This window comes from Rufibacter latericius (genome assembly GCF_003721515.1).
Taxonomy (GTDB): domain Bacteria; phylum Bacteroidota; class Bacteroidia; order Cytophagales; family Hymenobacteraceae; genus Nibribacter; species Nibribacter latericius.
On the sequence record NZ_RJJD01000008.1, the window covers coordinates 561,399 to 575,937 of the forward strand.

A 14,539-nucleotide genomic window follows, 5' to 3' on the forward strand; every position below is an offset into this window, starting at 1 on the left:
TAAAGTGAAGTGAGAGCCCTCGCAGGTACTGCGAAAGAGAATATAAACAGAATTGAGAGGAACAGGATTAAAACAACACAGGGGCTTAAAGCACTAGTATAACAATATACCAGCACCGTTGACTATGTTCCTACACAGAGGGGGAAAATACAATTCAGAATTTATACTCCATCATCTTGAGCTGGGTTATCAATCAAACAACCCTCTAAATTTTATTTTAGATCAAGGTACAATGGGGAAAACAGTAGAATTTTATCGTATAAGCCGTATAGTATTTAATGAAACAAAAATAAAGAGTACAATTTTCTATTATTCAACTTGTTTCAAAATTATACAGTTTAACCTGACCAAACAATACCAGTAATATAACTATTCAAATAAATTAAGAATCACATATAAAGAACTTAAACCTTTTTAAACCCATTTCCATAGTGAGACCTTAAATATTCTAATAATAGGAAAGGTTAAATGCCTTAAAATAACTTTCCTTAAATTATTGTATATGAAACAACTGCCTAGCGTTTAACTGTACACATTAGACCTTTCCGAATATTTAATTATTTTAATATTAAGCAAAATCATAATGGTAACCAGTTAAATATCAGATCCTTATCTTATATTCTACTTTCTTTTTAATCATAATACCCCTAATAAGAAATAGCAATACTGGAACTTAAAATTCAGATAGATACAACCATACACCAACAGCAAACGCCCTAACAATAAGCCACTTGCCTCTAAACTCACTTTAAACAACCACCTTCCGGAGTCAAAGCGAAGGAGCCCCTCTTTCACTTTGACTCCAAAAAGATTCTTGCCTCTTACGAGTAGTAAATCACCAAGTATTATCTCCCCTAACCAATCCGGCAGGATATCATGCATACTCCCTCCTAACGCGGCGCATTCCTATAAACTCAGATGTGGCTTTTTGGCGTGGAATAGTTCGCTTAGGAAAATAGATTAAGGAAAGTCCTGCGGCTTAGGCCTTTCCTGCCACCATCAAGCATTAGAACTATAAAGGATTGAAAGGCTTTCATAAGAAGGACGGCCTGTAAAGTAGAGCAAGGAAACCCACTCTACTGTTTAAGAAAGCAGGTAGAAGGAGAAGCGGCAGGTACCCACAAACCGAGGAAGCGACCACAAAAAAAGCCCCGAAAAGGAAAGCATGGGTGTTTTAACCTATGTTTTCCTTTTCGGGGCTTAAAACGTGTAAGCGGGCTCCGCACCCACTTACAAACTGATTTCGCCTAGAACTGAGAAGAAATACTGTCGTTCAGTTGCTCCAGCATGGTATCTACGGCGGTGGTGTCTACCACTTTCGGTTTACGAGGCACCACGGTGATGCAGTTATAAGGCTTGTTGATCTTCACCTTAGGCTTAGGAAAGGCACCCAGCTTAACCCCAAGACTAGGGTCGCGATACACCTTTTCCATGAACCGGCCGAAGATTGGGAGTGCGGTCTTGGAACCTTCGCCGGTAGAGGAAGTCCGGAAGTGGATGCTTCGGTCCTCGCCGCCTACCCACACGCCCGTCACCAGGTCTTTGGTTACGCCCATGTACCAGCCATCTGAGTGGTTAGAGGTAGTTCCGGTTTTACCGCCTACCTGGTTTCCTTTCTTCCAGAGGTCATACTCCCACAAAGCCTGTGAGGTACCGCCCGGCTCCTCCATAGTCCCCTTAAGCATGTGCACCATCAGGAAAGCGGTTTCTTCTGAGATCACACGTTTCTGCTGCGGAGTGAACTGCTCCACCACGTTTCCGTTGCGGTCTTCTATGCGCATCACCAGCATGGGCTTGTTCAGGAAGCCGTTGTTCACAAAAGTGCTGTAGGCATTCACCATCTCATAGATGCTTACATCAGAAGAACCCAGACCAATGGAAGGCACTGCCTCCAATGGGCTCGTGATTCCTAACTGACGGGCAAATTTGCGTACGGTGTCCCACCCGATGGCTTCGGTGAGTTGAGCGGTCACGGTGTTAATGGAACGTCCCATGGCGTGGCGCAAGGTCATATTACTACCCGAGATGGAATAGCTGGCGTTGTGCGGCGTCCATTCCATGGGCTTGCCGTTCTCCACATATTTAATGGTGACCCGCTTGTCCTGTATTTTATCACAGGGCGAGTAGCCTCCATCAATGGCGGCCGCGTACACAAACGGCTTGAACGTAGAGCCGGGTTGGCGCTTAGCCTGTTTCACGTGGTCGTACTTGAAGTTCTCGTAGTCAATACCGCCTACCCAGGCTTTAATGTGCCCGGTGAACGGGTCCATGGTCATCATACCGGCCCGAAGGAACCGCTTGTAATACCGCAAAGAGTCCATTGAGCTCATGGTCATTTCTTTGGGGCCTTTCCAGCTGAAAACGGTCATCTTTTTGGGTGTGTTCAGGGCGGCGTTGATGGCGGCGGTGTCTGACCCGTACTTGTTTTTAAGCGACTGGTAAACCCCGGTCCGTTTTATGGCCGTTTCTATGAAACCCGGGATCTCTTTATTTTGGTCATCTACCCACGGGTTCTTGCCGCGCCAGTGGCCTTCAAACCGGCTTTGCAGGCTTTTCATCCGCTCGCGGAGGGCTTCCTCGGCTAGGCGCTGCATGCGGGAGTCAATGGTCAGGTAGACTTTCAGGCCATCGGCGTAGATATCCAGCTCCCGTTCTTCGGCCCATTTGCGCACAAATTCGTTCACGGCTTGGCGGTAATAGGCGGGCACTCCGTCCAGGTGCTGCTCTACATGGTACTTCAGGTCAATGGGAAGGTTAGCCAGGGAATCGGCCTGGGCCGAAGTGATCACCTTGTTACGGGCCATCTGCTGCAACACCACGTTTCGGCGGGCCAAGGCATTTTTGGGGTTGAACCTAGGGTTGTAGGTGGTAGGAGCTTTCAAGACACCCACCAGCATGGCGGCTTCCTCGGGTTTCAGTTTGTCTGGCGTGGTGCTGAAGAAGGTTTTGGACGCTACTTTGATCCCGAAGGCGTTGCTCCCGAAATCCACGGTGTTCAGGTACATGCCCAGGATCTCGTCTTTGGTGTAGCGCTGCTCTAATTTAATAGAGGTATTCCACTCTTTGGTTTTGGCTACCACCGTAGACACCAGCGGCACGTGCCCCAGAATCCCTTTGGTGTTCTTGGTACGCGTTTTATAGAGGTTTTTGGCTAACTGCTGCGTAAGCGTAGAGGCCCCGCGCGAATCGCCTTTCAGGTTGTCTTTCACCGCTGCCATCACTGAAATAGGGTCAATGCCCTGGTGCTCGTAGAAGCGCTCATCCTCGGTGGCTACCAAGGCCTTGACCATGATGGGGGCAATGCTGTCATAGGGTACCAGGTCGCGGTTCTCCCGGAAATACCGGCCTACCAACAGACCATCTGACGTGTAAATCTCAGAGGGCAGGTTGTTTCTGGGGTTCTCCAGATCATCCAGCCCGGGAGATTCTCCAAACAGGTAAAACAGGTTGAGGTCCACGGAAACGAAATAAAGGATGGTGAAAATCCCCCCGAAGACAAAAAGCCTCCAGAGATTCCTGATCCATTTGTGGTATTTGGTGCGTGGGGGTTTAATCTTCTTAATTTCTGGCATGCGACTATTCACGGGCACAAAACCCGCCTTCTCAAAACGCTTAAAGTTACGGGAAAGTGTTGGCTTTCCCGAAGTTGTGCCCCGGTTTACGGCGCATTTCTGCCAAACAAGCCAAAAACCAGATTAGTTTTCCCGAAAGAGAAGATTCCTCCTGCTTCAAAAACCAGACAGAGCATTCAGGCACTATTCCCGAGGGCTCCTTTCCTAAAAACTTCGCTGCTTGCCTCCCTTAAGGGGGAAAACCGTTTACAGGCTCTTTTTATAAAGATGGTACAAAACCTTCTTGTCGTCATCGGTGAGCACGCCGTTCACTTCCTTCTGAATGAAATGCAGCTTGAAAGCCTTGGTGGCGGCCTCCAGGTTGGAGACATCGAACCCAATAATGCGCAAGGCATCTTTAGGCTGGAAAGTCAAGGGAATGGTATCTACGTCCACCACGGTAGTGGGTACCGCTATAACCGGTGTGGGCACCTTAGTGCTGTCCAGGGAAACGGAAGTGGAGTCCTGGTAAGGGGGAATGATGGTTTCGAAGACCGAGTTCCGGACGGCTTCCTCGTCATACCAGATCCCGAAACCGGCCTGAGCCAGTTGTTTCCAGGGAAAAGTAGGGTTAGGGTCTACCTTGCGCGTGGGCGCGATGTCTGAGTGCCCGATGAAGTTGGCCGCCGGAATGCCGTGGGTTTTCTTGAGGATGGCCAACACCTGCAGAAGGCTGTTGATCTGCTCCTGAGCAAACGGCTCTGACCCGTTGTTGTCCAGCTCAATCCCGATGGAGGAGGAATTCAGGTCGGTGTTGTTGCCCCATTTGCCCGCGCCGCCATGCCATGCCCGCAAGTAGTCGCTTAGCATGTGGTATACCTTGCCATCTCTCCCGATAACGTAATGCGCGCTCACCTGGCTTTTAGGAATGGTGAAGGTCTTTAGCGTCTGCTCGGTTGAGTTCTGGGCCGTGTGGTGGATGACAACGTAATTGGGTTTCCGGAGGTTGAAGTTGGTGGTGCCTACCCACTGATCACCTTGGCGAAGACTGTCTTCCCCGGGGTTGGTCACCGGTGTGGCCCGCAGGGTTTTGGCAAAGGCTCTGGCTTGTTTCTTATAAACGCGGTTGGTGGCGGTATAGGGGTGGCTGGTACAGGCCATCAGGACAGTTGACAGCAAAAACGGGAGGCAGAGCGCAATGGGAGCACGTTTCATAGAAGATTCATTAGCTACGCCAAAGATGCTAATTTTTCTTTTCGCCCCCTCTCCTTTCGGCCAGAACAAAAAGACAAACAGTGCCAACCTCCTCTTGCCTTCTTTCTCCTCCTCGCGGTTCTCTTTTTGGTTTTCTCTCCTTCTGTTTAAAGCCTGAAATCAGAAAGGAGCATCATAAAGGGTTTTTACTTCTCCAAGGAATCTTTGCCGCCCATAAGAATGATTTAGGGGAGTCACCGTCGGTTTAGGGCCTACTTTCCAGAAAACAGCACAAAAACACGCTTTCAGGATTTTGCAATCGGGGTAAAACCCTAACTTAGGAGAACCATTCGCTAAACGTCAATTGCCCATGGATTTACCTCCTATTCACCTGTCACATGAATTTGAGCCTCTGCCCCAGGAATTTTACTCTCAGGCGGCGGGAGAGCCGTTCCATTCCTGTATTTCCTGCCATTCCCCGTTGTTGCAAGACGGGACCAATTATATAGTAGAGAAATCAATGCGTGTGTACCCGCAGGACGGCGTGGAGGAGGTGGTTTTTGAGTATGCTATGTGCCTGACCTGCGCCCAACAGTTACGGGATGAATTATCTCTAGAGTCAAAAAAGAATATAAGAGCCTTCTTTGCGGAGCACGTAGATTTTGTGGCCCGGCGCGAGGCCCTTCTTTCCTTGCCAGATCCGTTGAATCTGGAGAACTGGCTTTCGCACTGCATCGTTACGGGCACTCCCCGCGAAGCCTGCACAGAATACCAGATCATGGCCCAGTGCGATGGCCGCGATTTGCTTTACACCTACATGCCTTACCTGATCAGCGGCGAGGCCATGGAAGGACTGCAGGAATGTATGTCGGCGCACACCCGCCAGGTCCTGGACGATTTCATGGATACCCACTTCGGGCTTCCGCCGGAGCTCAGGGCCCTGCTCCAGGATAGAATGATCCTGATTTAACCCAATGAGTCAACCCCGCCGGCCCCTTTCGTTCGAAAACAGGCATCGGTTCTTTTCACGTCTTTTCAGAAAAACACCTCCAAAACCCATCTCTTATGCGTCTGTCCTTGCTGCTTGTCTTCTGCCTCTTTTTAACTACCGCGGCTTTTGCCCAGAGCAAGAAAGCCGCTCCAACCCCACTATCAGCAGATGCCAAGGCGGTGGAGGCTGCGGTGGTGCGTTTCTTTGACGGCATGCGGGCCAGTGACAGCTCCATGGCCCGATCGGTGCTGGCTCCTGAGGCCCGGCTGCTTTCGGTGAGCGCGGGTAAAGACGGAAAGGTCATGCCTCGGGAAACGCCCATCAACAAGTTCGTGGAGATGATTGCCCAGCCTCACCCGCAGGTGCTGGATGAACGCATCTGGGACGTGAAAGTGAACATAGACGGCGACCTGGCCACCCTTTGGTGCGAGTACGCCTTTTACGTAGGCGATACCTTCAGCCACTGCGGGGTAGATGCCTTTCAACTGTACCGCAGTCCCCAGGGCTGGAAAATCTTCTCTATCACCGACACCCGTCGCAAAGAGGGCTGTGACCTGAAAGCCGCCCAGGCCGCCAAGTCGAAATCCAAGCCTTAAACTGCCATTTACTTTCATTTCTTCAGCTAAGGACCACGTAGTCCTTCAGGTTTTCTCCCAAGCCCACCCATAAGGGAAAGGTAACTAACCGCCAAGGGTTCCTCGTACATACCCCTTTGCGTTAGTATTCACCTTCTACTGCCGGGTAGATGCATCTATGGGAGAAATGAACAGACTGTTAAATCAAACCTACTATCATAACAGCGTTTTTGATTACCTCTTCGCTCTGGGGGCCATCATTATTGGGCTGCTGTTGCTCAGGTCTTTTAAGCACGTTTTCTTTAACCGGTTCAAAAACTGGGTTAAAGGAACCAAGACGCATATAGATGACCTGGCGGTGGAAGGTATTGACCGTTTCCTGATGCCTGCGCTGTACTTTGCCATCATCCATGCCGGCATCAGCTATCTTACCCTTTCTGAGAAAGCCCAGAACCTGCTGAGCGTGGTCACTACCATGGTGATCACCTTTCTGTTTGTGCGCCTCATCTCTTCCACCATTCTGCTGTTGCTTAAGTCGTATGTCCGGAAACAGAGCCGGGGCGAGGAGAAAGTGAAGCAGTTGGGCGGGCTCATGCTCATCATCAACGCCGTCATCTGGATGGTGGGCCTGCTCTTCCTGTTTGACAACATGGGGTACAACGTGACCACCATTATCACTGGTCTTGGAATTGGGGGTATTGCCATTGCCTTGGCGGCGCAGAACATTCTGGGTGACGTGTTCAACTACTTCGTGATCTTCTTTGACCGCCCCTTTGAGACCGGCGATTTCATTGTGATAGACGATAAATCGGGCACCGTGGATTACATCGGCATCAAAACCACCCGCGTCAAGAGCCTTTCAGGCGAGTTGTTGGTATTCGCCAACAGTGACCTGACCAAATCGCGCATCCATAACTACAAACAGATGGTGCGCCGCCGGGTGGTGTTCAAAATCACGGTCACGTACCAGACTTCCCTGGAGAACATGAAAGAGATTCCGGGCCTGATTGAAGGCATTGTGAAAGAGCACTCGCCCGTGGAATTTGACCGATCACACTTTATGAACTACGGAGACTCCAGCCTTGATTACGAGACATGCTACTATGTGCTGAGCGACCAGTACAACAAGTACATGGACATTCAGCAGAGCATCAACTTCAGGATATTTGAGGAGTTCCAGAAAAGAGGAATTGAGTTTGCTTACCCAACCAGAACCCTTTTTGTGGTAAATGACGGCACCGAGGCTCAGGAAGAACCCATGCCCCGGCGCAATGCCAGCGGGTTTTAGGGCCGTTTCCAGAAAAGAGGCCCCAAAAGGATGGCAGAAGTAACCGGCAGGAAAGTTATTGCCCTATGGCAACCTGTTCTTCCTGGCAGGCTTTCAACCAGTCCAAGGCTTCCTGCCGACTGCGGAACATCTTGTATTTCAGTTTCTGCCCAATAAGGCTTACCTCCATGGCCTCTCCGCTGGCTTCGCCAAACGAATGCGGAGAGGCTACGTGGGCCAAAAAGCGCAAACCCGCTTGCATGGCACGGGGAAGCCAATCTTTCTCCAGCCACTTCACCGCCTCTGCCCAAGGCCCGTTAAACGCAATATTATCGTTCAGTTTGTAGGCACAGTTGGTTTCCTCCAATACCTTCAGGCCCACTTCCATAGCTGCGCGCAGGTCGTTCTGAGAAGCGTACCCGTACCAGAGCGTATCTATAATATCCAACTCAGGATTATGCTCTATCACGTAGAACGTCCTGTTAAAAGAGTTTTTGGTTTCGTACCGCATGACTGAGCGAGTGGAAGGCAAGGGAATAGATTCTAACATAAAGGTAAACTTCTCATTTTGGATTACAACAGAACCTAGTTGAACTTCTCTAATCAAACCTTCTAAATTCTGTTCACAGGGCACATTTCTAAAGAAACAGGAAGCAGGTATAGATGTTTTCCTATTTTCTGTTTTTTAGCCGGTTTTCAGAAAACAAGCAGAAAGCCTCTGTATCAGCCCGGTCCTAAAGAAATATTTAAGTAAACTTAGCCCGGAAAAACCCGCCCCTATCCATGAAATATTCAGCTGTTCCTCTCCTGATCTTGGTTCTGTTTCCGATGCTATTGCTGGGCCAGAGTCTACAGAAGCCGTTTGAGGAGTGTGGCCTGGAAGGAAGCATTACCGTTTATGACCTCCGGAAAAACCAGTGGACGTACAGTGACCCAGCTGATGCCAGGCGCGCCTCTTTGCCTGCCTCCACCTTCAAGATCCTGAACTCACTTATTCTGCTGGAAGAGAAAACCGTTAAGGATGAATACGAGGTGCTGAAATGGGATGGCCAGCAACGGAGCGTCGCCGCCTGGAATGCTGACACCGACATGAAAAGCGCCTTTGCCAATTCAACCGTCTGGTTTTACGTTTGGCTGGCCGAGCGCCTGGGCAAAGACAAATACCAAAGGTGGCTTAAACGCTGCGGGTACGGCAACGGCCAATTCATCAATGCCCAAGGCGCCGATTTCTGGAACTACGGTGATTTCGCCATTTCGCCTAAAAGCCAGATTGAGTTCCTGCGGAAGTTCCACGCCGAGAAACTGCCCTTTTCCAAAGAGACCCTCCGGAAGGTGAAACAGATGATGGTGGTGGAGCAGACCCCGGCCTATACCCTACGCGCCAAAACCGGCTGGACCAACTACGCCGGCACCGACAGCGGCTGGTGGGTGGGCTACGTGGAGACAAAAGAGAACGTCTACTTCTTCGCCACCCGGCTGCACAAAGACGTGGCCACCCCAAACGAGCACTTCGCCAATTGCCGCAAAACCATCACCCGCAGAATCCTGCAGCAACTGAACATCCTCCCGGCTTCTTAGCCTTTTGTTTTGAAGGTATTTTCGCGAAAAGCAGGTAAAAACGATACCCTAAACCCAACCCTTGTTACCTAAATTATGGAACCTAGAATCACGTTGATCACCCTGGGAGTAGCCAATGTTGCCACCGCCACTGATTTTTATGAGAGCGTATTTGGCTGGCAGCGCGCAGAAGGCAGCCAGGAAGGCATTACGTTCTTTCAGCTTAACGGCTTTCAGTTAGCCTTGTTTGGGGCCCAAGAGTTAGCCCATGTTGCGCAGGTTCCGTTTGAGCAAAGCAGCTTCAAGGGGTTTAGCCTGGCGCACAACCTCCGCAGTGAGGCAGAAGTGGACGCGCTTTTTCAGGAACTGGAAACCAAAGACGTCACTATCGTCAAGAAACCCGAAAAGGTTTTCTGGGGAGGGTACAGTGGCTATTTCCAGGACCTGGACGGTCATTTGTGGGAGGTAGCCTTTAACCCATTTCTGCCGCTGGACCCTACCGGCAATGTAATGGTCTCGTAAGAAAACGGAAGCAGTCCACCCTGCTTTTTGCCTGAAAAGCGGAAAAGACGCCCAAAGCGCCTTTTCTGTTTTTAAGGTGTTTCACCTTTATACCTTCTTCAGGAAACAAGTTTTCAAAACCATGACGGTTCTCTCCACACGGCCTTCAATCTCTTCGGCGTCATCGGTGAGCCTGATTTTCTTTACCACCGTTCCTCTCTTGATGGTGGTGGACGATCCCTTCACTTTCAGATCTTTGATCACGGTGACCGAGTCTCCTTCGTTGAGCAGGGTTCCGTTGCTGTCTTTTACTTCCATGGATGTTTGTGTTAACCTGAACTAAGCCTGCTTTCTTCTAACAAAGCCGCTGCCGGCAAAGCTACCGCCATTTCCTGGTCCTCACAACCTGGATCAGTTTCCAGACCCACTCCTCAAGGCTTTTTGGCGCGATGGAAAACACCGTTTAACTTCAGCGAGATAAGGTTATTACAGGTCCTAGCTCTTAGTGTACTGGGATATTTTCTGTACCAGTTTACATTGTCTGTTTCAAGGCCCTTTCCTGAAAAGCAGGCCCAAAGCGGCTACCCTACGGTAATGGAATAGGCCACGTCAAAGGTTTCACCGGTCCCCAGAGACTGCATCCCTTCTTTATCACGGAGTTCTACCGGGTTTCCGGCCGTACCGGCGATGCCGTACCAGGGTTCAATACACAGGAATGGCGCCCCTACGCGTTTCGTCCAGATACCTAAGTAGGGGAAGTTAGCGAACTGCATCTGCACAAAATGCGGGTTTTGGTCGCTTTTGAGGGTCACGCGCTCAGACCGGAAATCCTTGAATACCAAGGCGTCTTTTTCATAGTGTCCGTAGCGCAGGGGCAAAATGGCCATATTCTCCAGGACCGGCTCTGTCTGGCCGTTCTGCAGGCCGGTTCCGTCCTCCAGCAGGTACCTAGACAACAGCTCGGGTTGGGAGAACTCCAGGTAATAATCCTCAAAGGAGCTGCCGGGCACCAGGGGCACATTGAACGCGGGGTGCGCGCCAATGGAAAACAGCATTTCTCCCTCGCCGGCGTGGTGCACCTGCCACCGCACCTCCACTGTCTGGTCCTGCAGAGTGTAAACAATGCGCAACACAAACGAAAACGGATACACCTTCAGGCTCTCTGGGGTGGCTTTTAGTTCATACACCAATTGGTGTTGGCTTTCCTCCACCAGTTCAAATTCCTGATCGCGGGCGAACCCGTGCTGGGGCAACGTATAGGGCTTGCCTTGGTGCAGGTACTGGTCTTGGGGCAAACGGCCTACAATAGGGAAAAGCACCGGCGCGTGCCGGTTCCAGAACGAGGCATCGGCTTGCCAGAGATACTCCAGGTTGTTGTCTTTCTTGACCAGGCTGCACAGCTCGGCTCCAGCGCTTTTCACGCCCAGGCGTAGGTATTCGTTTTCCAGGTAGGTGGTTTTCATAGCAGGAGGAAGTTAGGAAGGAAGCACTTGTTTCACCGCCCGGATGGCCTGGTGCAGGCGCTCATCGGCGGAGCCGGAAATCTCTACGAAGTTCGCGCCCATCTGGTCCAGCTCTCGTTTGTACCAGTCATGGAAAAACTGGCGCAGGTGCGGATGCTCGCGCTGCGGATCTGGCTGCCAAGGCAAATCTATGTCCATGAGCAGGTACAGGTCTATCTGCTGTTGCTTGAGTTCCTGCAGAATGAACGAGGAAGTAGTGCCGTAGGCGTGCTCATACCAAATCTTAAGCACCAGCATCTCAGTGTCCAGGAAAAGCAGGGACGTCCTCTCCATTTCCTCCTGCCAAAGGGCCAACTGGCCGCGGGCAATCGCCTCCAGGTCTGGGGCCTCGTAGGGTTTCTCCAACTGGTTCAGGTAAGTGCGCGCGTATTCAGGCACCCAGGGCGCGTTGAAGTGCAGCGCCAGTTGAGCCGCCAAGGTTGATTTGCCGGTACTTTCGGGTCCGGTGATGGCTATCTTTATCACGCTAGGGATGTTTTAAGAGAACGGTGTTTCAGGCCCAAATTCCTTATTTCAACCCTGAAACGGAAAGGTATTATAACGAAAGTACAGAAAAATTGATCTCGCCGGAATCTACCCGAAACAAGGATCCGCTACTCAATACCAGGACCAATGATGGACTTGATTTCGGTAGCCTTACAGAGTAGTGGTGGTGGTTTTCTTCCGGAAATCAAGGTTATAGGTGAGGCCTACTTGCAGAGTGTGGTTACTTTCAAACCAGATGCCGTTGCGCTGCGCCACGTGTTGGTGCAGATAGCCTACCTCCAGCGTAGCGTCTTTGTGGAAACGGTACCCCACGGCGGCGTAGGCGCGGTTCTGGTCAAAGACGTTGTTGGTCACGTTCGGTCCGAAATTCACGAACACTTCATCATACAAGCTCAGGTAGAATTCCTTGTCTTCCAGGGTAGGGCCCGCCAACGGAATAGTGGTTTTAAACTGGTACCGCACCCGGTTTAGGTAAGTGTACTCCTCGGCGCCGGCAAACTTGATCCACCGCTGCTCCAGCCTGAACCGATGCTGCAATCCAAAGATCCCTTGCTGGTCTTTCAGCTGAAGCTGCTGATAAGTACGGTGCTCAGGAAAATCATCGGCGGCTGGGTTGTCTCCGTAGGGATAGGTGTGCACATACGCGTACCCCCCTGCCAGAGAAGCCCTGTCTGACAGATTATAAACCAAAGCCAGGCGAGGCATGAACTGCTGCGGATCTGACACCACGTGGTACCGCCGCAACTGGAACTCGGTGTGGATACTCCATTTATCGGTTAGCTTGTGGGTCCCGAAATACATAAACCAGCCGTTGTAATTGGTGTCATGACGGCGGGTGTTCTGGGCCAGGATCTCTGAAGCAGAGACTACAAAAAGGAAAAGGCAGACAAGGAAGATTTTTCTCATAGGTAGGTTGGTATAAGCAAGGCACATTCTGGAAAACACGCCCAGGGATAAGCTGCAAATCAACTACGAAATGGTATGCACCACCAAATTTAACCCGGTTTTTAGCCCGATTTCATCAAATAAGCTTAAAACAAGCCTGGTGAACCGAGATAAAATGCAAAACCCGCAACCTTCGTTACGGGTTTTGCTGCTATCGTTTTAAGTGGTTTTTCCTGGAATCACCCCTAAAACCGCTTTCAGGAAAGGCTAGTTAAAGCTCTTGAAATAAGCCGGATTCTTTTTGCGGTTCTTATAGTCATCCAGGTTCATGGTGAAAGCAAAGCCGGGGGTTCCGTAAATATAGGCGGGCGACAACTGCACGATGGACGGCTTGCGGCCCCAGCGGTTCCGGTGAGAGAGGTAGGCCAAGTGCGAAGACAGCATGCCTATACCCGCGCCCACAAACACATCTGATTGCCAGTGCTTATTGTTCAGCATCCGGAAGGCACCCACGCTGGTGGCGATGGTATACGCGCCAATTCCGTACCACGGGCTCTTGTGCTTTAGCTCTGAGTTCAAGATAGAAGCCGCCAGAAATGCCTGAGCCGTATGCCCCGACGGCATGGACTCCTTGTTTTCCCCGTTGGGCCGTTCCTGGTTGGAGACTTGCTTTATCCCAAATACCGTAACCGCGAAGATGGCCTCGGCCTTCAGAATCAAAATAGAAGTATTCAGGAAATCATGGTTGGACTTTATGTTGAAGAGGTTGGCCGCCGCCAGTTCTACGTAAGGCGCAATGAGCAATGGGTTGTCAATTTTGGTTCTGAAATTAGGAAAGTGTTTCTGAATATCCCGCTTTGCGTCATAACTACTGTAGATGCCGTTGTCTTTAATGGTGGTCAGACCGTATGCAATTAAAATAGTAGGAATAATGGTGGCTCTAAATGCTTTCGACTTGAAGAAAGGCTGCTTTACCGGTGATGCTACTGAGTCCTGGTATTTCTTTAAGGTATCTTGGGCAACTACCGGGGTCTGGTACTTCTTAAGAGAATCTGCCTCCTGCGCCATCAGTTCCTGACTACTCAGGCCGAAACACAGGGTGAGGGCAAGCCAAATACGTACTATGTTTTTCATATGCAAATCATTGTGGAATGGGTGAGTAACCTTCTGCTTATCGTTAGAAAAAGTAAAAGAGTTACTTTAAACGGCAGATTTTTTTTTGGACTATTCTTTTCCACAAGGCAATAAACAGACTTCAAAGCCTTAGATTTCTTCCACTTTCTCAGAACATTAGAAGAGACCCAATTCATCATCTCCATTTAGGTTTCAAGCTGGCGGCCACCTCCCGGGCCTCTTCAGGTGCTGCACAGAAACTGGGCTGACGTAGGAGGTGTGGGCAAAGGGTATCCCGTTCCCGGACACACTGTTTCAATTGTAACAGATGTATTGAGACAGCGGGGAGCTTCCCTTCATGAAGCGGCCGAGATTTATGCCAAAACCGGAATTGTTCATCGGGACGCCATCATTGTGCTATGGAAAATGAAGTTCCATTATAATCTCATGCGCCCTGTTACCTATATTAATCGGTTCATTGATCCCAACTGGCAGACATTGGTACCTACTCCTCCTTATCCCGAATATCCCTCAGCCCTTTCCTATATTGTTGGCGGAGTCATGCAGGTGTTAACCAGAGAATTAGGGAACAACATTCCGGTAACGGATAATACCTACACCTGGAATGGTTCGGCTGCCAGACAGTATCCCTCCTTTTCCAGTTTAGCCGCCGAAGTAGCCCTCTCACGGGTCTACGCAGGAATTCACTATAAAATTGCGGTAGATGAAGGACTTAGGCTCGGGAAAATACTAGGGGATAGAGCCGCTGACATTAGATTGGGCCAGTAATTTTAAACATCAGTATTGTCTCCGTTGGCTACCTCCTCAAAAACTAACGTGATGAAGTTTCTTTGTTAAGAAAAGCCTGTTCATGTAAAGAAAAGCCTGTTCATGTA

General features: G+C 50.1%; 14 protein-coding genes. 6 read left to right on the forward strand and 8 right to left on the reverse strand.

Annotation, left to right across the window (positions count from 1 at the left end; translation table 11 throughout):
* Positions 1–1,247: 1,247 nt before the first annotated feature.
* Positions 1,248–3,572 carry a penicillin-binding protein 1A gene (locus tag EFB08_RS14305; protein ID WP_123127627.1) on the reverse strand — a complete coding sequence of 775 codons (2,325 nt, stop codon included), beginning with the start codon at positions 3,570–3,572 and terminating at the stop codon, positions 1,248–1,250.
* Between the two features lie 246 nt (positions 3,573–3,818).
* Complete coding sequence (locus EFB08_RS14310; protein WP_123127628.1) at positions 3,819–4,766, reverse strand: N-acetylmuramoyl-L-alanine amidase; 948 nt, start codon at positions 4,764–4,766, stop codon at positions 3,819–3,821.
* Between the two features lie 349 nt (positions 4,767–5,115).
* Here EFB08_RS14310 and EFB08_RS14315 point away from each other — a divergent pair, with 349 nt between their 5' ends.
* From EFB08_RS14315 to EFB08_RS14325, 3 genes are all read left to right on the forward strand, one after another.
* Positions 5,116–5,715, forward strand: coding sequence for a hypothetical protein (locus tag EFB08_RS14315; protein ID WP_123127629.1), 600 nt, complete (start codon positions 5,116–5,118; stop codon positions 5,713–5,715).
* 95 nt (positions 5,716–5,810) lie between these two features.
* The gene (locus EFB08_RS14320) at positions 5,811–6,332 is read left to right on the forward strand and encodes a nuclear transport factor 2 family protein (protein WP_123127630.1); all 522 of its coding nucleotides are present in this window, start codon (positions 5,811–5,813) and stop codon (positions 6,330–6,332) included.
* 166 nt (positions 6,333–6,498) lie between these two features.
* Positions 6,499–7,599: a mechanosensitive ion channel family protein gene (locus EFB08_RS14325; protein ID WP_123127631.1), complete on the forward strand. Its 1,101-nt coding sequence runs from the start codon at positions 6,499–6,501 to the stop codon at positions 7,597–7,599.
* A gap of 55 nt (positions 7,600–7,654) precedes the next feature.
* On the opposite strand, the gene EFB08_RS14330 is transcribed toward EFB08_RS14325, so the two are convergent.
* Positions 7,655–8,128 carry a hypothetical protein gene (locus EFB08_RS14330; protein WP_125077744.1) on the reverse strand — a complete coding sequence of 158 codons (474 nt, stop codon included), beginning with the start codon at positions 8,126–8,128 and terminating at the stop codon, positions 7,655–7,657.
* Between the two features lie 233 nt (positions 8,129–8,361).
* Here EFB08_RS14330 and EFB08_RS14335 point away from each other — a divergent pair, with 233 nt between their 5' ends.
* Together EFB08_RS14335 and EFB08_RS14340 are read left to right on the forward strand one after the other, a co-directional pair.
* The gene (locus EFB08_RS14335; protein WP_123127633.1) at positions 8,362–9,156 is read left to right on the forward strand and encodes a class D beta-lactamase; all 795 of its coding nucleotides are present in this window, start codon (positions 8,362–8,364) and stop codon (positions 9,154–9,156) included.
* Positions 9,157–9,231: 75 nt separating this feature from the next.
* Positions 9,232–9,657, forward strand: coding sequence for a VOC family protein (locus tag EFB08_RS14340; RefSeq protein WP_123127634.1), 426 nt, complete (start codon positions 9,232–9,234; stop codon positions 9,655–9,657).
* Between the two features lie 87 nt (positions 9,658–9,744).
* Here the strand turns inward: EFB08_RS14340 and EFB08_RS14345 are convergent, their stop codons facing one another.
* The 5 genes from EFB08_RS14345 to EFB08_RS14365 all read right to left on the reverse strand — a co-directional run bounded on the left by EFB08_RS14345 (position 9,745) and on the right by EFB08_RS14365 (position 13,664).
* Positions 9,745–9,954 (reverse strand): alkylphosphonate utilization protein, encoded by a 210-nt coding sequence (locus tag EFB08_RS14345; protein WP_123127635.1) that lies wholly within the window; start codon positions 9,952–9,954, stop codon positions 9,745–9,747.
* Positions 9,955–10,217: 263 nt separating this feature from the next.
* Positions 10,218–11,099, reverse strand: a complete 882-nt coding sequence (locus EFB08_RS14350) for an aldose 1-epimerase family protein (RefSeq protein ID WP_123127636.1) — start codon at positions 11,097–11,099, stop codon at positions 10,218–10,220.
* Between the two features lie 12 nt (positions 11,100–11,111).
* The gene (locus EFB08_RS14355; RefSeq protein WP_123127637.1) at positions 11,112–11,624 is read right to left on the reverse strand and encodes an AAA family ATPase; all 513 of its coding nucleotides are present in this window, start codon (positions 11,622–11,624) and stop codon (positions 11,112–11,114) included.
* Between the two features lie 171 nt (positions 11,625–11,795).
* Positions 11,796–12,551 (reverse strand): DUF2490 domain-containing protein, encoded by a 756-nt coding sequence (locus EFB08_RS14360; RefSeq protein ID WP_165864907.1) that lies wholly within the window; start codon positions 12,549–12,551, stop codon positions 11,796–11,798.
* Between the two features lie 246 nt (positions 12,552–12,797).
* A complete protein-coding gene (locus EFB08_RS14365; RefSeq protein WP_123127639.1) occupies positions 12,798–13,664 on the reverse strand; it encodes a phosphatase PAP2 family protein in 867 nt (288 codons plus the stop codon).
* Between the two features lie 225 nt (positions 13,665–13,889).
* Here EFB08_RS14365 and EFB08_RS14375 point away from each other — a divergent pair, with 225 nt between their 5' ends.
* Positions 13,890–14,432, forward strand: a complete 543-nt coding sequence (locus tag EFB08_RS14375; RefSeq protein WP_123127641.1) for a vanadium-dependent haloperoxidase — start codon at positions 13,890–13,892, stop codon at positions 14,430–14,432.
* Positions 14,433–14,539: the final 107 nt, after the last annotated feature.

Excerpts from the sequence above, each read along its gene's own strand:
- EFB08_RS14350 (WP_123127636.1), bottom strand. The coding sequence starts at position 11,099 with ATGAAAACCACCTACCTGGAAAACGAATACCTACGCCTGGGCGTGAAA.
- EFB08_RS14310 (WP_123127628.1), bottom strand. The coding sequence starts at position 4,766 with ATGAAACGTGCTCCCATTGCGCTCTGCCTCCCGTTTTTGCTGTCAACT.
- EFB08_RS14320 (WP_123127630.1), top strand. The coding sequence starts at position 5,811 with ATGCGTCTGTCCTTGCTGCTTGTCTTCTGCCTCTTTTTAACTACCGCG.
- EFB08_RS14330 (WP_125077744.1), bottom strand. The coding sequence starts at position 8,128 with ATGTTAGAATCTATTCCCTTGCCTTCCACTCGCTCAGTCATGCGGTAC.
- EFB08_RS14325 (WP_123127631.1), top strand. The coding sequence starts at position 6,499 with ATGAACAGACTGTTAAATCAAACCTACTATCATAACAGCGTTTTTGAT.
- EFB08_RS14315 (WP_123127629.1), top strand. The coding sequence starts at position 5,116 with ATGGATTTACCTCCTATTCACCTGTCACATGAATTTGAGCCTCTGCCC.
- EFB08_RS14340 (WP_123127634.1), top strand. The coding sequence starts at position 9,232 with ATGGAACCTAGAATCACGTTGATCACCCTGGGAGTAGCCAATGTTGCC.
- EFB08_RS14345 (WP_123127635.1), bottom strand. The coding sequence starts at position 9,954 with ATGGAAGTAAAAGACAGCAACGGAACCCTGCTCAACGAAGGAGACTCG.
- EFB08_RS14360 (WP_165864907.1), bottom strand. The coding sequence starts at position 12,551 with ATGAGAAAAATCTTCCTTGTCTGCCTTTTCCTTTTTGTAGTCTCTGCT.
- EFB08_RS14305 (WP_123127627.1), bottom strand. The coding sequence starts at position 3,572 with ATGCCAGAAATTAAGAAGATTAAACCCCCACGCACCAAATACCACAAA.
- EFB08_RS14335 (WP_123127633.1), top strand. The coding sequence starts at position 8,362 with ATGAAATATTCAGCTGTTCCTCTCCTGATCTTGGTTCTGTTTCCGATG.
- EFB08_RS14365 (WP_123127639.1), bottom strand. The coding sequence starts at position 13,664 with ATGAAAAACATAGTACGTATTTGGCTTGCCCTCACCCTGTGTTTCGGC.